The 18,198-nt window shown below is 69.1% G+C and carries 17 protein-coding genes; 5 read left to right on the top strand and 12 right to left on the bottom strand.

What is annotated here, in order from left to right; genetic code table 11:
* Positions 1–5: 5 nt before the first annotated feature.
* The 5 genes from G4X40_RS16110 to G4X40_RS16090 are packed head-to-tail and all read right to left on the bottom strand — an operon-like array spanning position 6 to position 6,169.
* Positions 6–815: an HpcH/HpaI aldolase/citrate lyase family protein gene (locus G4X40_RS16110; RefSeq protein WP_277833895.1), complete on the bottom strand. Its 810-nt coding sequence runs from the start codon at positions 813–815 to the stop codon at positions 6–8.
* Positions 812–1,297, bottom strand: coding sequence for a MaoC family dehydratase (locus G4X40_RS16105; protein ID WP_277833893.1), 486 nt, complete (start codon positions 1,295–1,297; stop codon positions 812–814). The genes G4X40_RS16110 and G4X40_RS16105 overlap by 4 nt, the downstream gene beginning before the upstream one ends.
* A 14-nt stretch (positions 1,298–1,311) precedes the next feature.
* Positions 1,312–2,475 (bottom strand): acyl-CoA dehydrogenase family protein, encoded by a 1,164-nt coding sequence (locus tag G4X40_RS16100; RefSeq protein ID WP_277833891.1) that lies wholly within the window; start codon positions 2,473–2,475, stop codon positions 1,312–1,314.
* 9 nt (positions 2,476–2,484) lie between these two features.
* Complete coding sequence (locus G4X40_RS16095; protein WP_277833889.1) at positions 2,485–4,572, bottom strand: acetyl/propionyl/methylcrotonyl-CoA carboxylase subunit alpha; 2,088 nt, start codon at positions 4,570–4,572, stop codon at positions 2,485–2,487.
* 19 nt (positions 4,573–4,591) lie between these two features.
* Positions 4,592–6,169: a carboxyl transferase domain-containing protein gene (locus G4X40_RS16090; protein ID WP_277833887.1), complete on the bottom strand. Its 1,578-nt coding sequence runs from the start codon at positions 6,167–6,169 to the stop codon at positions 4,592–4,594.
* 164 nt (positions 6,170–6,333) lie between these two features.
* On the opposite strand from G4X40_RS16090, the gene G4X40_RS16085 reads away from it, so the two are divergent.
* Together G4X40_RS16085 and G4X40_RS16080 are read left to right on the top strand one after the other, a co-directional pair.
* Positions 6,334–6,945, top strand: a complete 612-nt coding sequence (locus G4X40_RS16085; protein ID WP_277833885.1) for a TetR/AcrR family transcriptional regulator — start codon at positions 6,334–6,336, stop codon at positions 6,943–6,945.
* Entirely contained in the window at positions 6,942–7,301 is a 360-nt protein-coding gene (locus G4X40_RS16080; RefSeq protein ID WP_277833883.1) for a DoxX family protein, read from the top strand. Before G4X40_RS16085 ends, G4X40_RS16080 begins: the two co-directional genes overlap by 4 nt.
* Positions 7,302–7,365: 64 nt before the next feature.
* On the opposite strand, the gene G4X40_RS16075 is transcribed toward G4X40_RS16080, so the two are convergent.
* Both G4X40_RS16075 and G4X40_RS16070 read right to left on the bottom strand, forming a co-directional pair.
* Positions 7,366–8,475, bottom strand: a complete 1,110-nt coding sequence (locus G4X40_RS16075; protein WP_277833881.1) for an NDMA-dependent alcohol dehydrogenase — start codon at positions 8,473–8,475, stop codon at positions 7,366–7,368.
* Positions 8,476–8,520: 45 nt separating this feature from the next.
* Positions 8,521–10,023 carry an aldehyde dehydrogenase family protein gene (locus G4X40_RS16070; RefSeq protein ID WP_277833879.1) on the bottom strand — a complete coding sequence of 501 codons (1,503 nt, stop codon included), beginning with the start codon at positions 10,021–10,023 and terminating at the stop codon, positions 8,521–8,523.
* Positions 10,024–10,220: 197 nt separating this feature from the next.
* Here G4X40_RS16070 and G4X40_RS16065 point away from each other — a divergent pair, with 197 nt between their 5' ends.
* Positions 10,221–10,745, top strand: coding sequence for a nuclear transport factor 2 family protein (locus G4X40_RS16065; protein ID WP_277833877.1), 525 nt, complete (start codon positions 10,221–10,223; stop codon positions 10,743–10,745).
* A gap of 162 nt (positions 10,746–10,907) precedes the next feature.
* Positions 10,908–11,633: an IclR family transcriptional regulator gene (locus tag G4X40_RS16060; protein WP_277833876.1), complete on the top strand. Its 726-nt coding sequence runs from the start codon at positions 10,908–10,910 to the stop codon at positions 11,631–11,633.
* A gap of 68 nt (positions 11,634–11,701) precedes the next feature.
* On the opposite strand, the gene G4X40_RS16055 is transcribed toward G4X40_RS16060, so the two are convergent.
* Positions 11,702–12,844 (bottom strand): Rieske 2Fe-2S domain-containing protein, encoded by a 1,143-nt coding sequence (locus G4X40_RS16055; RefSeq protein ID WP_277833875.1) that lies wholly within the window; start codon positions 12,842–12,844, stop codon positions 11,702–11,704.
* 77 nt (positions 12,845–12,921) lie between these two features.
* The gene (locus tag G4X40_RS16050) at positions 12,922–13,212 is read right to left on the bottom strand and encodes a hypothetical protein (protein WP_277833874.1); all 291 of its coding nucleotides are present in this window, start codon (positions 13,210–13,212) and stop codon (positions 12,922–12,924) included.
* Positions 13,213–13,381: 169 nt separating this feature from the next.
* Here G4X40_RS16050 and G4X40_RS16045 point away from each other — a divergent pair, with 169 nt between their 5' ends.
* Positions 13,382–13,969, top strand: coding sequence for a TetR/AcrR family transcriptional regulator (locus G4X40_RS16045; RefSeq protein ID WP_277833873.1), 588 nt, complete (start codon positions 13,382–13,384; stop codon positions 13,967–13,969).
* Between the two features lie 24 nt (positions 13,970–13,993).
* On the opposite strand, the gene G4X40_RS16040 is transcribed toward G4X40_RS16045, so the two are convergent.
* The 3 genes from G4X40_RS16040 to G4X40_RS16030 form a co-directional block, all read right to left on the bottom strand.
* Positions 13,994–15,667 carry a sigma-54-dependent Fis family transcriptional regulator gene (locus G4X40_RS16040; protein ID WP_277833872.1) on the bottom strand — a complete coding sequence of 558 codons (1,674 nt, stop codon included), beginning with the start codon at positions 15,665–15,667 and terminating at the stop codon, positions 13,994–13,996.
* A gap of 12 nt (positions 15,668–15,679) precedes the next feature.
* Positions 15,680–17,302, bottom strand: a complete 1,623-nt coding sequence (locus G4X40_RS16035; protein WP_408642235.1) for an AMP-binding protein — start codon at positions 17,300–17,302, stop codon at positions 15,680–15,682.
* Between the two features lie 276 nt (positions 17,303–17,578).
* Positions 17,579–18,184, bottom strand: a complete 606-nt coding sequence (locus tag G4X40_RS16030; protein WP_277833870.1) for a TetR/AcrR family transcriptional regulator — start codon at positions 18,182–18,184, stop codon at positions 17,579–17,581.
* Positions 18,185–18,198: the final 14 nt, after the last annotated feature.

Raw genomic sequence — 18,198 nt, 5'->3', positions numbered from 1 at the left:
GGCCGCTACTCCCCCGCCCGGCGCAGGATCGCCTCGGCGTGCCGCAACACCGGCGCGTCGACCATCTGCCCCTCGAACGCGAACACGCCGCGCCGCCCGGCAACGGCCGCCAGTACCCGGCGCGCCCACGCGAGCCGTTCGCCGTCGGGAAGATAGGCCTTGTGTACCACCGCGACCTGACTCGGATGGATGCACACGGTGGCGTCGAACCCGACCGCGACGGCGTCGAGTGCCTCGGCCTCGAGACCGTCAAGGTCGGCGATGTCCAGGTGCACCGCGTCGAGCGCGAACCTCCCGAGGCCCGACGCCGCGAGCAGCACGGTCGAGCGCACGTGCCGAGCCACGTCACGGTAGGTGCCGTCCGGCCGCCGGCTGGACTCACCGCCGAGTGCCGCGACGAGATCCTCGGCGCCCCACATCATTCCGATCGTGTTGTCCACCGCGGCCAACTCGTGCGCAAAGACGGCCCCGCGCGGGGTCTCGACCAGCGCGATCACCTGCCGCGGCGCCAGCACGGCGATCTGCGCGGGCGCCTCACTCTTGGGCAGCATCACCGTCGTGTACGCGGTGGCGTCGAGCACCGCCAGGTCGCGGGCCTGCTCGTCGGTGTCCGCGGCGTTGATCCGCACCACCGTGCGGTCCGGGTCGAGCGGGGTGTCCAGCAGCGCCTGACGCGCCGCCTCCCGATCGGCCGCGGCGACACCGTCCTCGAGGTCGAGGATCACGACGTCCGCGACGGCCGCCGCCTTGGCGAAGCGTTCGGGACGATCGGCGGGACAGAACAGCCAAGCCGGACCTGCCGGGGTGAAGGTCACTGCGCGTCCCCCTCCGCGGCCGGCCGCTTCTGCATCAGCGTGGCCCGCACGGCCTGCGCGACGATCTCGCCGTGCTGGTTGCGTCCGGTGTGCGAGAAGGTGACGATGCCCTCCCCCGGGCGCGAGCGCGACTCGCGCTTGTCGGTGATCAAGGTCTCCGCGTAGAGGGTGTCGCCGTGGAAGAGCGGCTTGGGGAACTTCACCTCACTGAATCCGAGATTGGCCACGATCGTGCCCTGGGACAGCTGCGCGACGGAGAGCCCGACCAGCGTCGAGAGCGTGAACATCGAGTTGACCAAGCGCTCACCGAACTGCTGCTGCGCCGACCATGCGGCGTCCAGGTGCAGCGACTGGGTGTTCATGGTCAGCGTCGTGAACAGCACGTTGTCGGCCTCGGTGATGGTCCGGCCCGGCCGGTGCCGGTAGACGACTCCGAGCTCGAACTCCTCGAACCACAGTCCGCGCTGGACGATCTCGCGCATCGGTCGCTCCTCGCTCACAGTCCCAGCTCCCGCGCGATCAGCATCAGTTGCACCTCGGTGGTGCCCTCCCCGATCTCGAGGATCTTGCTGTCACGGTAGTGGCGCGCCACCGGATAGTCGTTCATGAAGCCGTAGCCACCGTGGATCTGGGTGGCGTCGCGGGCGTTGTCCATGGCGGCTTCACTCGAAACGAGCTTCGCGATCGCCGCCTCCTTCTTGAACGGCTTGCCGGACAGCATCTTCGCGGCGGCGTCATAGTAGGCCGCCCGGGCGGTGTGCGCCCGCGCCTCCATCCGTGCGATCTTGAACGCGATCGCCTGGTTCGTGCCGATCGACCGCCCGAACGCCTGCCGTTCACCGGCGTACTTGACACTCTCGTCGACACACCCCTGCGCCACCCCGGTGCTCAGCGCCGCGATCGCGATCCGCCCCTCGTCGAGGATGCTCAGGAAGTTCGCATAACCGCGGCCGCGCTCGCCGAGCAGGTTCTCCTCGGGGACCCGGACGTCCTCGAGCGTGAGCGGGTGGGTGTCGGAGGCGTGCCAGCCGACCTTGTCGTAGGCCGGTTCGGCGGTGAACCCCGGGGTGTCCGCGGGCACCAGGATCGTGGAGATCTCCTTGCGGCCGTTGTCCTTGGTGCCCGTCGCGGCGGTGACCGTCACGAGGCGGGTGATGTCGGTGCCGGAGTTGGTGATGAACTGCTTGCTGCCGTTGACAACCCACTGTTGATCCACCAACTTCGCCGTCGTCCGGGTGCCGCCGGCGTCGCTGCCCGCCCCCGGCTCGGTCAGGCCGAAGGCCGCGAGCGCGCGGCCGCTGGTCAACTGGGGCAGCCACTGCCGCTTCTGGGCCTCGGTACCGAAGCGGTACACGGGCATCGCACCGAGCGAGACGCCGGCCTCGAGCGTGATCGCCACCGACTGGTCGACCTTGCCGAGTTCCTCGAGCGCCAGGCACAGCGCGAAGTAGTCGCCGCCCATGCCGCCGTACTGCTCCGGGAACGGCAGGCCGAACAGACCCATCTCCGCCATGCCGGCGACGACCTCATAGGGGAACGAGTGCTCGGCGTCGTGCTTGGCGGCGACGGGCGCGACCACGGTCCGCGCGAAGTCGCGAACCGACTTGGCCAGCTGCTGATACTCCTCCGGAAGCGAACCGGTGGAAAGGAATTCGGTCATTGCGGATCCTTACGATGCAGAGGTGTCGGGTTCGGTGCCGGCATCGGCAGACGGCGGGACTATCCGCGCGAGGACCTGGTCGACCTTGACCTGATCGCCGGCGCTCACCAGCAGTTCGACGGTCCCGGCAGCCGGGGCGGTCAGCGCGTGCTCCATCTTCATCGCCTCGACCACGACGATGCGGTCGCCGACCGCCACCGTCTGCCCGTCCCTCGCGGCGACCGCGATCACCGATCCCGGCATGGGGCTGGTGATCTCGGCCTCGCCCGCGTGCGCGTCGTCGACCCGGATGCTCGCCTCGCGCACCTGGCGCAGCATCCACGTGCCGTCGCTCCCCGTCATCCAGATGTCACCGTCGCACACCGCGACCAGATACCGTTCGCGGACACCGTCGATCACGGCGGTCAACTCCGCGCCGTCGGCATCGACGATCAGCGTGTGCTCGGCACCGTCGTCGAACCTGGCGACGGCCGCGGAGGGCGTGCCGGTGATCCGTACGTGGTCGGTCCGGGACTGTCCGGCCAGTCGCACCCCGGTCGGCGCGGGGCAGCCCACACGCCAGCCGTCCGGTACCTCCCACGGGTCCGGCGAGGCGCCGGTCGGCCAGCCTGCCAGCCAGTGGTGGGCGCCGGCGGCGAGGACCATGCGGTCCGACGGCGGTGCGGGCACGAAGTCGTCGGCGCGGCGGTCGAGCAGGCCGGTGTCCAGCCGTCCCGCCGCGACGTCCGGGTCGGCGAGCAGGAAGCGGACGAACTCGATGTTGGTGACGACCCCGAGCACCGCGGTCCCGGCGAGCGCGCGGTCCAACCGACCCAGTGCGGTCGCGCGGTCGTCGGCGAACGCGATCACCTTGGCGAGCATCGGGTCGTAGTCGCTGCCGACGATGCCGCCGATGCGTAAGCCGGAGTCGACCCGCACCCCCGGCCCCGACGGTTCGGCCAGCCCGACGACGGTGCCGCCGGTGGGCAGGAATCCACGGCCGGGGTCCTCGGCGTACACCCGGGCCTCGATCGCGTGACCGGTCAGGGTGATGTCGTCCTGCACGAACCCGAGCGGCTCGCCGGTCGCGATCCGGACCTGCCACTCGACCAGGTCGAGCCCGGTGACCAACTCGGTGACGGGGTGTTCGACCTGCAGCCGGGTGTTCATCTCCATGAAGAAGAACTCGTCGGGACGGTCGGCCGAGACGATGAACTCGACGGTGCCGGCGCCGACGTAGTCGACGCTGCGGGCGGTGTCACAGGCCGCAGCGCCGATCCTCGCCCGGGTCGCCGCGTCGAGCAGGGGCGACGGCGCCTCCTCGACGACCTTCTGGTGCCGGCGCTGCAGGCTGCACTCGCGCTCGCCGAGGTGCACCACGTTGCCGTGGGTGTCGGCGAGGATCTGCACCTCGATGTGCCGGGGCCGCAACACGAACCGCTCGAGGAACAGCGTGTCGTCGCCGAAGGCGGACGCGGCCTCGCGGCGGGCGCTGACGAGCGCCGCCGGCAGGTCGGTCGGGTCCTCGACCAGCCGCATGCCCTTGCCGCCGCCGCCGGCCGACGGCTTGACCAGCACCGGATAGCCGATGTCCTCGGCCGCGGCGACCAGTTCGTCGTCGGACAGTCCGGGCCGAGCGACGCCCGGCACCACCGGCACACCGAACTCGGCGACCGCGTTCTTCGCGGTGATCTTGTCCCCCATCACCTCGATCGCATGCGCCGACGGACCGAGAAAGGCGATGCCCGCCGCAGCGCAGGCGCCCGCGAAAGCGGCGTTCTCCGAGAGGAATCCATAGCCAGGGTGGATCGCCTGGGCCCCGGTCGCGCGTGCTGCGGCGATCACCTTGTCGATGTTCAGGTAGCTCTCGCGGGCCTCGGCCGGGCCGAGCCGCACCGCGGTGTCGGCGTCGCGCACGTGCCGCGCGTCGGCGTCGGCGTCGCTGAACACCGCGACCGAGCGCACCCCCATCTGACGCAGGGTGCGGATGACCCGCACCGCGATCTCACCGCGGTTGGCCACCAGGACGGTGTCGAACTCGGGCCGCTCTCCGGGCGCCTTCACGGCGCTCGTCGCTGCCCGCGGTCCGGTCGTCGCGGACTCGATGGTGTCTGTCATCTGCATGTTCTCCGTCCGCTCACATTCGGAAGACGCCGTAGGAGACCGGCTCGATCGGCGCCTGCGCGCACACCGACAGCGCCAGTCCCAGCACGGTTCTGGTGTCGGCCGGATCGATGATCCCGTCGTCCCAGAGTCGCGCGGTCGAGTAGTAGGGGTTGCCCTGCGCCTCGTACTGCGCCTTGATCGAATCGGGGTCGCGTCCTGAAGCAACGCCCGCGCCCACGCTGCCGAGCACCGAGGCCGCCTGTTCGCCGCCCATCACCGAGATCCGGGCGTTCGGCCACATCCACAGGAAGCGCGGAGAATACGCGCGACCGCACATCGAGTAGTTGCCCGCCCCGTAGGACCCCCCGATGACCACGGTCAGTTTGGGCACCTGTGCGCACGCGACCGCCGTGACCATCTTTGCGCCGTGCTTGGCGATGCCGCCGGCCTCGTAGTCGCGGCCGACCATGAACCCCGCGATGTTCTGCAGGAACAGCAGCGGGATGCTGCGCTTGTCGCAGAGCTCGATGAAATGCGCTCCCTTGAGCGCGGATTCGGTGAACAGTACGCCGTTGTTTGCGACGATGCCGACGGGATGCCCGTGGATGCGCGCGAAGCCGGTGACCAGCGACTTGCCGTACTCGGCCTTGAACTCCTGGAAGCTCGAGCCACCGGCGCCGGCCGTCCCGGCCCCGCCTGCGCCGTCGACCATTCGGGTGATCACCTCGTGCACGTCGTACGGCGTGCGCGGGTCGGTCGGCACCACGTCGTAGAGCTCGTGTTGGTCGGCGATCGGCGGAACCGTCTGCGCACGGTCCCACGGGGTTTCGGCCCGCGGGCCGAGCGTGGCGACGATGTTGCGGACGATGCGCAGCGCGTCACGGTCGTCGGCGGCGAGGTGGTCGGTGACACCGGAGACCTTCGAGTGCAGGTCGCCGCCGCCGAGCTCCTCGGCCGTGACGACCTCGCCGGTGGCCGCCTTCACCAGCGGCGGACCGCCGAGGAAGATCGTCCCCTGGTTGCGCACGATGACCGCCTCGTCGCTCATCGCCGGCACGTACGCGCCACCGGCCGTGCACGAGCCCATCACCGCAGCGATCTGCGCAACCCCCTTGGCGCTCATGGTCGCCTGGTTGTAGAAGATCCGGCCGAAGTGGTCACGGTCGGGGAAGACCTCATCCTGACGGGGCAGGAACGCGCCGCCGGAGTCCACCAGGTAGATGCACGGCAGGTTGTTCTGCAGCGCCACCTCCTGCGCACGCAGGTGCTTCTTGACCGTGATCGGGTAGTAGGTGCCGCCCTTGACGGTCGCGTCGTTCGCGGCGATCACACACTCGCGGCCGGACACCCGGCCGATGCCCGCGATCATGCCGGCGCCGGGGCAGGCGTCGTCGTACATGCCGTTCGCGGCGAGCGGCGCGAGTTCGAGGAACGGGCTGCCGGGGTCGAGCAGTGTGTCCACCCGGTCGCGCGGCAGCAACTTGCCGCGACTCACGTGCCGTTCGCGCGAGCGTTCGCTGCCGCCCAGCGCCGCGGCGGACAGGCGGTCGCGCAACTGCGCGACCAGTTGGAGGTGGTCCTCCCGGTTCGTCTTCACATCGACGGGCATCGAATCCCCTTGCCGGTCCCGGGGCGGGCGGCCGGAGGGCCACCCGCACGAGTTTCGGTTAACACTTATTAACTGACACCAAGATAGCCGTGATCCGGCTCACTGTCCAGGGTTCTCCGTCGAAACCCTTGCGCCCGGTCTCCGCGCGGCCTAGCTTGATGAACATGTTCACTGAACACGTTCAGTCAAGGGGCGAGCAGCGTGATGCGACGCGGCAGAAGGTGCTGTCCACGGCCGAGCGGCTGTTCCGCGAGAGTGGGTACGGCGCCACCACCGTGCGGCAGATCGCCGCCGCCGCCGAGGTGAGCACCGGCACCGTCATGGCGGTCGGCGACAAGGCGGGCCTGCTGGTGGCGATCTTCGAGGGTTGGATCGGCCAGGTCCACGCCGGCCGGACCATCGCGTCGACGGCAGACGCGGTCCTCGCCCCCGGCCAGGCCGCCGACGCGATCATCGGCCTGCTGGAGCCCTTCGTGGAGTACTTCGCGCGCGATCGTGAGCTCTCCCGCGAGTACGCGGCGATCATCGTGCGTGGATCCCACACGTCGGAGATCTTCGAGCGGCTCGCGCTCGCGCTGCTGGGCGAGCTCCACGCGGTGTTGGTGCGGACGGGGATCTCCCCGGAATCGGCCGGCCGCGGGGCACGGGCAGTCTACTTCGCCTACCTGGGCGTGCTCATGACCGCGAGCAGCGGCGCACTCGACCAGGACACCGCCATCGACCAGTTCCGCGACGTCGTTCGCCACATCATCTCTCCGGAAGGATCCCCGCGATGACCTCCACTCCCCAATTCTGGTGGCTCACGGCGCTGCTCGCGCTGGTCCTGCTGTCCGACGCGGTGATGTCGCTGCGCCCGCCGGCCTTCATCCGCGACTGCCTCGACGGCGTGGAGTTCCCGCGGGACTGGTGGTGGAGCCTGATCGCGGTCAAACTGCTGGCGACGGTGGGACTATTGGCCGGGTTGCGGTACGGCGGCATCGGTTTCGCGGCCAATGCGGCGGTCGTCGCGTACTTCCTGTGCGCCGCGTACGCGCACTACCGGGCCCGGTTCCTGGGACAGGCGTTCTGGCTGAACTGCCTGGGCATGCTGGCTTTTTCGACGGCGGTGCTGATGGTGTCGTACTTCGTGTGACGGGCAGTCCGGACCGCCCCGTCGCCGGACCGGGTGAGGTCACCCGATCCGGCGACGCTGCGGATCAGTCGTGCACGATCACGCCACGAATGTTCTTGCCGTCGCGCAGGTCCTGATAGCCCTGGTTGATGTCTTCGAGCCGGTACCGGGTGGTGACCAGTTCGTCGAGCTTGAGCTGTCCGGCGTCGTAGAGGCGCAGCAGCTTGACGATGTCGTACTGCGGGTTCATCGAGCCGAACAGCGAGCCCTTGATGGTCTTCTGGTTCAGAGTCAGGTCACAGCCCGAGACGTGCACGGTCAGCTTCGCCGGGTCGGCCAGTCCGGTGATGACCACCGTCCCGCCCTTGCCGATCACCGCAGTCGCGGCGGAGACGACCGCCTCGTCGACGGTGCCGACCAGGATCAGCGCCGCGTCCGCACCCTTGCCCCAGGTCAGCTCCGAAACCTTGGTGGCGGCCTCGTCGGCGGTGGCGAACGCGTGGGTGGCGCCGAACTTGAGCGCGGTGTCCCGCTTGAGCGCGATCGGATCGACCACCACCACGTACTTGCAGCCGGCGGCGACCGCACCCTGCACGGCGTTGATGCCCAGGCCGCCGATGCCGTAGATGACGGCGGTGTCGCCCGGCCGCAGATCGCCGGCGTTGACCGCGGTCCCCCACCCCGACGGCACCCCGCACCCGACCAGCACGGCCGTCTCGAGCGGCAGCCAGTCGTCGACCTTGACCACCGAGTGCTGCGAGATCGTGGCGCGCTCGGCGAACGTGCCGAGCATGCACATCGCCCCGAAGTCCTTGCCGCCACCGTGGAATCGGAACGTACCGTCGGGCATCGAGCCCTCAAGGATGGTCGCGCCCATGTCGCACAGGTTCTGCCGGCCGGTCGAACAGTAACGGCAGGTCCCGCAGTTCGGGATGAAGCTGCACACCACGTGGTCGCCCGGCTTGACCTTGGTCACGCCCGGGCCGACGTCCTCGACGATGCCGGAGCCCTCGTGCCCGCCGACGATGGGATACCGCGGCGGCAGGTCACCGTCGGTCAGGTGCAGGTCGGAATGGCACAGCCCGGCGGCGGTGTACTTGATCAGCACCTCGCCCGGGCCGGGCCCGTCCAGGTCCAACTCCGTGATCTCGAAGGGCCTGCCGGCCTCGAGCAGGACTGCGGCTGTCGTCTTCATGAGGGATCTCCTTGCGCTGGTGGGTCGGCCGGTGTCGCGGCGAGGTCAGAGTGCGATGTTCACGGACTTGGTGATCGTGTAGGCGTCGAGTCCGGCCGCGCCGAGTTCACGGCCCCAGCCCGACTGCTTGTAGCCGCCGAACGGCATCGCCGTGTCGAAGCCGTTGTACTGGTTGATCCACACGGAACCGGCCTTGATCTGCCGGGCGGTGCGGTGCGCCTTGGAGATGTCCTTGGTCCAGATGCCTGCGGCCAGACCGTAGATCGAGTCGTTGGCCGCGGCGGCCACACCGGCGTCGGCGTCGAAGGGCATCGCCGCGACGACGGGGCCGAAGATCTCCTCCTGCACGATCGAGAACTCCGGCTCGACGTCGACGAACACCGTCGGCTCGACGAAGAAGCCCTGCTCCCCCCACCGCTTGCCACCGGTCAGTGCGCGGGCGCCGTCGGCGAGCCCCGCGGCGAGATAGCCGGTGACCTTGTCGAATTGTTCCTGCGAGACGAGCGGTCCGAGTTGGGTGGACGGATCGAGTCCGGGACCGATCTTCACCTGGCTCGCGGCGTCGGCGACGGCCCGGGTGAACTCGTCGAAGATCGTGCCCTCCACGAACAGTCGCGTCCCGGCGACGCAGCACTGGCCGTGGTTGAACAGCCACGCGTTCAGCGACCCCTCCACCGCGAGATCGAGGTCCGCGTCGGCGAAGACGATGTTGGGGCTCTTGCCGCCGAGTTCGAGCGAGACCTTCTTCAGGTTGCCCTTGGCCGCGTCGACGATCTTCTTGCCGACTTCGGTGGACCCGGTGAAGGCGATCTTGTCGACGTCGTCGTGACCGGACAGCGCCGCCCCGGCGTCGCCGAAGCCGGTGACGATGTTGACGACGCCCGGTGGGAACCCTGCCTCGCAGAACAACTCACCGAGCAGCAGCGCCGTCAACGGGGTCTGCTCGGCCGGCTTGAGGATGACGGTGTTGCCGGCGGCGAGCGCCGGGGCGAGCTTCCACGCGGCCATCAGCAGCGGGAAGTTCCACGGCACGATCAATCCGCACACGCCGACCGGCTCGCGCAGCGTGTAGGCGTGGAACTGCCCGCCGGGGGCGAACGGCATGGACACGTTGACGGTGCTGCCCTCGATCTTGGTGGCCCAGCCCGCGTAGTAGCGGAAAACGTCTGCCGCCCAGGCGGTGTCGACGGCGGTGGCGATGCCCGCCGACTTGCCGTTGTCGAGGGACTCGAGCTGGCCGAACTGTTCCGCCCGCTCCGACAGCAGGTCACCGACCCGCCACAGCAGCCGTTCGCGTTCGTTGGGCTTCATCGCCTGCCAGGGGCCGTCGTCGAAGGCGCGTCGGGCCGCGCGGACCGCCCGGTCGACGTCGTCGGTCTGCCCGTACGCCACTTCCGCGAGCACCGCCCCCGTGGCCGGGTCGTGGGTGGGGAAGGTCCGGCCGGACGCGGCGGGCACCCACTCCCCGCCGATCAGCAGACGCTTGGGTCCGCCGGAGAGGAAGGACGTGACCTCGGACCGGACCGGATATTCGACGAGCGCTGTCATCTTCGGGCCTCCAGACGAGAAGTTGCGTTGTGACACACGTCATGTTTCGCCGGTTCTCGCACGCCGAACTGTCCAAGGTTCGGACACCGACCGGACCGAGACGGCGCTTCCGGTGAGCGGAACATCGGTCGGCACACCACGGGACATCCGATTGGAATCGGTCACGGGAACAACCACATTCGACGAAAGGCACCGCGATGACCACCGACGACAGGGCCGAACTGGAGCAGCGACTGCACCGACTCGAAGAGCGGGTCGGCCTCTTGCAGGATCACCTCGACATCACCCGGCTGATCTACTCCTACGGTCCCGCGGTCGACACCTGCGCCGCGGACGTCGTGTCGGACATCTGGACCGCGGACGGCGTCTACGACGTCGACACCGGCCGAATGGACGGCCGCGACGCCATTCGCCGGATGGTGTCCTCGGAGACGCACCAGGGGTACGTGCACGGGGGATGCGGTCACGTCACCGGCCCGGCACACGTGACCGTGTCCGGAGACCGCGCCGTCGCCACGCTCTACTCCCAGCTGATCACGCAGAACCCGACCCGCGACGGATTCCGCGTCAGCCGGTTGAGCGCCAATCGGTGGGAGCTGCGGCGAACCGATGCCGGATGGCGGGTCACCTCGCGGACCAACCGCCTCCTCGACGCGGAGGGCACCGGCCGCGAGGTGCTGGCCGCCGGGGTCGCGGCCGCATCGCAGATCGCGACGTCATAGATCGCGACGTGGTGGACCCGGGCGCTGCAGACCGGGGCGCACAGTGCGAGTGACGGGCGTCACGCGCACTGTTATAGTCGCCGCAGGCCGCCGATTGAGCGCTTGATCAATGCGTGTTCACTTTCAGTCTGCGGTTGGACTTCGCACCTCTGGAGGACCCCTATGCCTGGCGGTGAACACTCACCGGTCGCCGTGCTCGATCGCATCTCGACGCTGCTCGACGCCTTCGACGATCGCGAGCGCCTGACGCTCTCGGAGCTGGCCCGACGCACGGGGTTCCCCCGCTCGTCCACCCACCGGATGCTCGTTCAACTCGTGCGGCTGCGGTGGATCCGGCGTTGCGGCGACGCCTACGAACTCGGGATGAAGATGTTCGAGCTCGGGGCGCTCGCGCTGCACCACGACCGGTTGCACCGGTCGGCGCTGCCGATCCTGCACCGGCTCCACGCCGCCACCGGGCTGGTCGTGCACCTCGGTGTGCTCGCGGGCGACGACGTCCTCTACCTGGAGAAGATCGGCGGCGATCTCGGACCGATGGTGCCGTCGCGTGTGGGCGGCCGGCAACCCGCTCGCCGCACCGCACTCGGTAAGTCGATGCTCGCGAGCATCGACGCCTGCGCGAGCACCGCGGCGCCGGAACCGTTCCGGCGCGAACTGGCCGCGATCCGGGAGCGCGATGTCGCGCACGACCGGGACGAGGCCGCGCTGGGATTGTCCTGCGTCGCCGCGACGATCGGGGACCGATGGACGACTGTCGGCGCGCTCTCGGTGTGCGGACCCACCGGCAGGTTTCACTCGTGGGCTCTCGAAGGGCCGGTGCGGGCGGCGGCCCACGCGGTCTGGAAGAGCATCGAGTCGGGATACGGGGCTCGCGAGCTCCCCGCCTGACCCGTGCGCCCCGACGACTGTGCCCCCGGCTTCAGACACCCGAGGGCACAGTCACGTTCGGCGCCGGACTACTCGGAGCCCGACCGGGTGAGGTTCTCCTGCACCTCCGCCGCCCAGTTCTGCAGGGCACGAGTGGTGTCCACCTCGAACTCGAACCGCTTGGTCATGTCCGCGGCGACGTCCTCGACGTCCACGAAGAACTGCTGGTACCAACGCCGCAACTGGTAGACCGGGCCGTCCTCCTCGGTCAGCAGCGGGTTCTCGATGCGGGTCTTGTGCTTCCAGATCTCGACGTCCTGCAGGAACTGGGTCTCGACCCCTTCAGTGAACATGGTCGCCATCGCCGAGGCCTCCTCGTCCGTGACGCCTTCCACCGTCTTCACGATCGTGCCGTACTGCAGCAGAAACGAGTTCTGGGTGATCGGGTAGTGGCAGTTGACCAGTTTCGTCTCCACCTTCCGGCCGCCGGCGATCGTGTAGACGGTGTCCAGCATGAAGGAGGGCCCGAAGTAGTAGGCGTCCGAGACCGTCTGCGCATCAGGCATGTTCAGCTGCACACCGGTCTGGATGTCGTCACGTCCGGAGGAGCGCATGTGCTGCGCGGCGATGTGTCCCTCGAAGACGTTCTTGAAGAACTCGGGCATCTGGAAGTGGACGTAGAAGAAGTGCGCCATGTCCACGACGTTGTCGACGATCTCGCGGCAGTTCGAACCCTCCACGAGATAGGTGTTCCACGTCCACTCGCTCCACTGGCCCGACTCGAATCCGTCGATCTCCGGGATCGTGACGCCCTCCGGCGGAGGGTTGCCCTGCGGGTCGTTCCACACGAAGAACAACCCGTTGCGCTCCATGCTAATCCAGGCGCGGGTCTTCGCACGCAGGGGGACACGCCGGGCATAGGGGATGCCCGCGCATCGACCGTTTCCTCCCCAGCGCCAGTCGTGGAACGGGCACGCGATGTCGTCGCCCTTGACCTCGCCCATCGCCAGGTTCCCGCCCATGTGCCGGCAGTAGGCGTCGAGCACGTTCAGCTCACCGGCACTGTCCGCCCACACCACCAGGTCGGTGCCGAAGATCTTCACCTGGTGCGGCTTCCCGTCTCTGAAGGTCTGCGCCAGTCCGATGCAGTGCCAGCCGCGGGCGTAACGGGTCGGGTCCGCACCGACCTCGATGCTGCGCACTTCCTCGTCGACACTCGTGTCCACCGTCATCGCTCACTCCACTCCTGTTCGGCTACTTCCAGTTCGATTCACCGGCCGTTCGACTCACCGGATCCTCGGTGCTCCACTCACTGTGACGACTCGGACATGGGCTGTGACAGCACAGTTCCGTCCAACGGAACACTGCCGATCTCCCGCGAGGATTCCGTCAGTCGGCCATCCCGGAACGCATTCCAGATCGAATCGCTCAGCGCAGCACACGAAGTGACGAACATGCTGGACTGTCCCCGGTCGGCCCGGGCGCGGAACTCCGGACACCGGCTGCCGGCGTCGTCGATCCATTGAACGCTGGTGTGACACTCACTGAACTTCTCGACGAGTACGCGGTTCCCACAGGTGTCACAATCGAGCTGCTGCATCGGCTACCCCTTTCGGTGGTGATCTCCGCGGTAGCGTAGGAACACCCGGATCGGCCGGGGAACAGCGTTTCCGCCCAGCTGTACAGGGATCGCGGCACCCCTGCATCGACCCCGTTCGGCGTTGATCGAGCGTTCAGTCGGCGCGACGGTTCCCGATAGGCTGGCGCTCATGGATCCACGGGAACGCAAGCGCCAGATTCTCGACTGCGCGGCGGAAGTCTTCGCAGCTCACGGCGTGGCTTCCACCACCGTTCGGCAGATCGCCGACGCGGTCGGCGTCTACTCGGGGACGCTGTACCACTACTTCCCCTCCAAGGAGACGATCGTCTATGAGGTGATCCGCGAGTACCTGCTCGACCTGCGGGTCCGCTTCCGCGAGGCTCTGGCCGGACGCGACGATCCGATCACCCGGCTCGAGATCCTGGTACGGACCGCGGTCCTGGCGGCCGAGTCCTATCCGCACGCCACGCGCATCTGGCAGAACGAACTGGACTACATGCAGGAACAGATGCTCGAGGCCGACCTGGGTCCTGTCGCCGCCGAACTCGAAGGGTTCTGGACCGACACCATCACCGCGGGCGTCGCGGCCGGACAGTTCCGCGCGGACATCGACCCGCACGTGTTCCACATGCTGCTGCGCAACGCCGTCTGGATGGCCTCGCAGTGGTACCGCCCCTCCGACGACTACCCGGCGGACACGCTCGCACGCGACGTGGTGACCGTTTTCGTCGACGGGTTCCGGGCACCGCCGGCCTGATCCGCCCGCGCTGGTCCCGCCGGATCAGACCCGGATGTCGAGCGCACGGATGCGCGAATACAGTGTGCTGCGGCTGATTCCGAGCGCCGCGGCGGCGTGCACCTTGTTTCCGGCGTGCGCCCGGAGCGCATCGACGATCGCCTCCCGCTCGGCGCGTTCGCGCCCGGCCAGCCGCGCGACCCGGGTGCTGGTGCGATAGGCCTCGGGCAGGTCGGCCACCGTGAGCCGGCGGCTCGTCGCCCTGTCCGCGGTCCGGGTCAGCACGGTCCGCAGTTCGGTCAGATTGCCGGGCCACTGCTGCGCCAGCAGCGCCTCCAGGGCCGTGGCCGTGAGCGAGAGCCCCGGGCCGATGCCGTCGAGCATGGCCTGGGCCATCGCCGGCAGCTCGTCGCGCCGGGCCCGCAGCGGCGGCAGCACGATCCGCTCCGGGCATCGCGCCACCAGGGCGGCGACGGGTCCGGGCAGCTCGTCGACAGGGCCGCAGGTCAACACCACCTGCGGCCGACCGGCCTCGCAGACCCGTCCCGCGAGCAGGGCCACCGCCGCCTCGGGCAGCAACTGGATGTTCTCCACCACGACCGGATCCACGCGGCCCTCGGTCGTCCGCGCCAGTTCGGCCGTCCACTCCTGCGCCCCGACCACCGGCACCCGGGTGGCGTCGAGCCGTCCGGCCGATCGGTGCGCGACGAGATCACCTGCCGCCGTGGTGCGTCCCGATCCGGGCTCGCCGGACACCACCACCGCCGCGGCGCTGTCGCGGGCGCGTTGCAACTCCGTGCGGGTGCGATCGATCCGGGGGCGCCGAGAACGGGGCCGTCGGACGGGCGTCGGCGGTATCGGCCGGACCACGAACAGCGTGCCGCCGTTCGCCCCCTCGACCCGATCGGCCTGCACGCTCGCCTCCGCCCCGGACGCGAGGGTGACGCGAGCCGTCCGGGACTGGTCGGCCCGCAGGTCCGAGCCGATGGCCCGCAGCGCGACGTGGTCGGCGACGTCGAGCAGTTCGAGGGCCGCCCGATTGCTCAGCAGCAGATCCTCGCCGATTGCGGCCACTGCGACGTTCGACTGCGGGCTGATCCGCTGAAAGGCGTCGACGAGCCGCTGCTGCGACGCCCGCGCCCCCTCCAGCAGCCTGCGCTCGATGTCGGCGGCGGCACGCTGCAGGAACGGCGCGAACATCGCATTCGCCTGTGGCGCAATGCAGGTCATGTCCAGGATACCCTCCACACGGTTGGTCACCGGGTGGATGATCGGCTGGCCGTAGCAGCTCAGGCCCTTGAACTGGTCGAGAAAGTGTTCGGCACCGTGCACCATCACGCCGCGGCGGATCTCCAGCGGGGTGCCGAGCGCATTGGTGCCGGCGTGTTCCTCGCCGAAGCCGGAACCGATCACCACGCCGAGGCCCTCCAGGTGGCGTTCGACTCCGCGGGTGTCGAATACCCGGGCGATGACGCGGCAGTCCCGGTCCGCCAGCAGCACGCACAGGCCGGTGCCCGCGAGCTGACGACCCACCTCATCCAGCACCGGTCCCGCCGCCCGCAACAGCACGCTGTCCGGGTCGACCTCCGGCAGTGGTCCGGCGTCGAAACATCGTGCCGGGTCGACGCCACTGAGTTCCGAACGCTTCCACGACAACTCGATGTCGGGCCGCACCGCGACCTGAGCGGGGCGTGCGCCCGTCGTCTGCCCGGACCGCATCCGCCTACCTCCCTAGCCGCGGCCGAGCAGCTCGATCGACCGCTCGCGCATCTCGACCTTGCGCACCTTGCCGGTGACCGTCATCGGGAACTCGTCGACGACGTGCACGTAACGCGGGATCTTGTAGTGGGCGAGCCTGCCCGCACAGAAATCGCGCAGTGCCGCGGCGTCGAGCTCGGCCGCGCCCTCGCGCAAGCGCACCCAGACCATCAGTTCCTCGCCGTACCGCTCGTCGGGCACGCCGATCACCTGGGCGTCGAGGATGTCCGGGTGCGCGTAGAGGAACTCCTCGATCTCGCGGGGATAGATGTTCTCGCCGCCGCGGATGACCATGTCCTTGATCCGGCCGGTGATCGCCACGTACCCGTCGTCGTCCATCACCCCGATGTCGCCGGTGTGCATCCAGCGCGCGGCATCAATCGGCCCCTGCTTGTATGGTCGCTCCGCAGGCTCCGCTCCAGCCGGCTTCACGGTGCCGTCCCAGTACCCCAGCATCACCGAGTATCCGCGCGTGCACAGCTCACCTGCCTCGCCGCGCGGCACCGTCAACCCCGTTGCCGGATCGACGATCTTGACCTCCAGATGCGGACCGACCCGCCCGACCGTCGAGACCCGCTGATCGATCGTGTCGTGCGAGCGGGTCTGCAACGACACCGGCGAGGTCTCGGTCATGCCGTAGCAGATCGAGACCTCCGTCATGCCCATCCGCTCGATGACCTGCTTCATCACCTCGACCGGGCACGGCGAGCCGGCCATGATCCCGGTGCGCAGGCTGGACAGGTCGTAGTCGTCGAAATCGGGCTGCGCCAGTTCCGCGATGAACATCGTCGGCACCCCGTACAGCGAGGTGCACCGCTGCGCCTGCACCGCATCGAGCGTGGCGCGCGGATCGAAGGCGGGGCCCGGAATCACCATGGCCGCACCGTGACTGGTGCACGCGAGGTTGCCCATCACCATGCCGAAGCAGTGGTAGAACGGCACCGGAATGCACACCCGGTCCTGCTCGCTGTAGTGGCACAGCTCGCCCACGAAGTACGCGTTGTTGAGGATGTTGTGATGACTGAGGGTGGCCCCCTTGGGGAATCCGGTCGTGCCCGAGGTGTACTGGATGTTGATCGGGTCGTCCGCGGACAGCGCGCCCTGCGCGAGCGCGACAAGCTCCGGGTCGCCGGTCAGGGCAGCACGGCCGTCGTCGACCAGTGCCCGCCATCCGTCGGTGCCGAGCAGCACCACCGACTCGAGCGCGGGACATCCTCCGCGCACGGATTCGATCATCTCCGCGTAGTCGGAGGCCTTGAAGCTCGCGGCGGAGACCAGCATGCGGATGCCGGCCTGTTCGAGCACGTACTGCAATTCGTGCGAGCGGTAGGCGGGGTTGATGTTCACCAGGATGGCGCCGATCTTGGCGGTCGCGTACTGCGTCAGCACCCACTCGGGGCAGTTCGGCGCCCAGATGCCCACCCGGTCGCCCTTGACGATGCCGCGGCGTAGCAACCCGGCTGCCACCGCGTCGACGTCGTCGACCAGCCGACGATAGGTCCAACTGCGTCCCGTCGCGTGGTCGACGAGCGCATCCCGCTCGGGATACGCGGCGCACGCGCGGTCGAGATCGTCTCCGATGGTGTCACCGAGCATCGGCTCGTCCCAGGTCCCGGACGAGTAGCTCGGCAGCGAGCGGCCGGACGAAAGTGTGCCCATCGGCGTCTCCTTGCGCATCGGAGGTGCGGGTGTGCCCGCCACGGGCGACCCGCGAACGCGAGTCCCCGTGTCCGCGAATGTACCCGTTCGAATGTGATCTACGACATACTCCACATCCGGCACTCTCCGTGGCTGTCCGGATTCCGGACAGTGCTGTGCGAAGACAGTGCTGCGCGAAGCCGAGGGCGTCCCGTCGGTCAGACCGTCAGGCGGTCAGGCCAACGCGGCCAGCGTCATCCGCGTCAGCAGGTCGGTGAGCTCGCCGCAGGACGCCGAGCGCGCGCTGTACGGCGTCGAGTTGAGCAGACCGAACGCGGCATGCGCCTTGATGCGCGCGCGATCGGCAGGGAGGGCAGGATCGAGTCGGCGCAGCGCGTCGACCCACACCTCGACATACGAGCGTTGCAGGCGCCGGACGGTGTGCGCCGCGTCCGGCGGCAGCATGCTCATGTCCCGGTCCTGGACACGGATCAGGTCCGTGTCCGTCACCGCGAACTCCGCGTGCGCCGCGACCAACCGCTCCAGCGCCTCCCGGTCCGACCCGGACTCGGCGACCTGGCGGCGCCCGCCCTCGAGCAGACGCTCGCTGATGCCGACCAGCAGTTCCACCAACACGTCCTGTTTGCTCGCGAAGTGCCGGTAGATCGCCGGACCGCTCACGTCGGCGGCCGCGCCGAGGTCGCGCATCGACACCCCGCGGTAGCCGCGCTCGGCGAACAGCCGCGCGGCCGACCGCAGGATCACCCGGCGCCGGTCGGCCTTGCGCTGATCACGGCGCGTGCCCGCGGCGGGATCGGCGGCGGGGTCGAGGTCGCTCATGAGGCACACCCTAC

The sequence above is a fragment of the Speluncibacter jeojiensis genome, assembly GCF_029589495.1.
GTDB classification, from domain to species: domain Bacteria; phylum Actinomycetota; class Actinomycetes; order Mycobacteriales; family Mycobacteriaceae; genus Speluncibacter; species Speluncibacter jeojiensis.
The sequence above is the reverse complement of the archived record's forward strand: the minus strand, read 5'-3'. Positions and strand labels throughout refer to the sequence as shown.

Coding starts and splice junctions, on each gene's coding strand:
- G4X40_RS16105 (WP_277833893.1), bottom strand. CDS start 1,297: ATGCGCGAGATCGTCCAGCGCGGACTGTGGTTCGAGGAGTTCGAGCTC.
- G4X40_RS16100 (WP_277833891.1), bottom strand. CDS start 2,475: ATGACCGAATTCCTTTCCACCGGTTCGCTTCCGGAGGAGTATCAGCAG.
- G4X40_RS16095 (WP_277833889.1), bottom strand. CDS start 4,572: ATGACAGACACCATCGAGTCCGCGACGACCGGACCGCGGGCAGCGACG.
- G4X40_RS16090 (WP_277833887.1), bottom strand. CDS start 6,169: ATGCCCGTCGATGTGAAGACGAACCGGGAGGACCACCTCCAACTGGTC.
- G4X40_RS16085 (WP_277833885.1), top strand. CDS start 6,334: ATGTTCACTGAACACGTTCAGTCAAGGGGCGAGCAGCGTGATGCGACG.
- G4X40_RS16080 (WP_277833883.1), top strand. CDS start 6,942: ATGACCTCCACTCCCCAATTCTGGTGGCTCACGGCGCTGCTCGCGCTG.
- G4X40_RS16075 (WP_277833881.1), bottom strand. CDS start 8,475: ATGAAGACGACAGCCGCAGTCCTGCTCGAGGCCGGCAGGCCCTTCGAG.
- G4X40_RS16070 (WP_277833879.1), bottom strand. CDS start 10,023: ATGACAGCGCTCGTCGAATATCCGGTCCGGTCCGAGGTCACGTCCTTC.
- G4X40_RS16065 (WP_277833877.1), top strand. CDS start 10,221: ATGACCACCGACGACAGGGCCGAACTGGAGCAGCGACTGCACCGACTC.
- G4X40_RS16060 (WP_277833876.1), top strand. CDS start 10,908: ATGCCTGGCGGTGAACACTCACCGGTCGCCGTGCTCGATCGCATCTCG.
- G4X40_RS16055 (WP_277833875.1), bottom strand. CDS start 12,844: ATGACGGTGGACACGAGTGTCGACGAGGAAGTGCGCAGCATCGAGGTC.
- G4X40_RS16050 (WP_277833874.1), bottom strand. CDS start 13,212: ATGCAGCAGCTCGATTGTGACACCTGTGGGAACCGCGTACTCGTCGAG.
- G4X40_RS16045 (WP_277833873.1), top strand. CDS start 13,382: ATGGATCCACGGGAACGCAAGCGCCAGATTCTCGACTGCGCGGCGGAA.
- G4X40_RS16040 (WP_277833872.1), bottom strand. CDS start 15,667: ATGCGGTCCGGGCAGACGACGGGCGCACGCCCCGCTCAGGTCGCGGTG.
- G4X40_RS16035 (WP_408642235.1), bottom strand. CDS start 17,302: ATGCTCGGTGACACCATCGGAGACGATCTCGACCGCGCGTGCGCCGCG.
- G4X40_RS16030 (WP_277833870.1), bottom strand. CDS start 18,184: ATGAGCGACCTCGACCCCGCCGCCGATCCCGCCGCGGGCACGCGCCGT.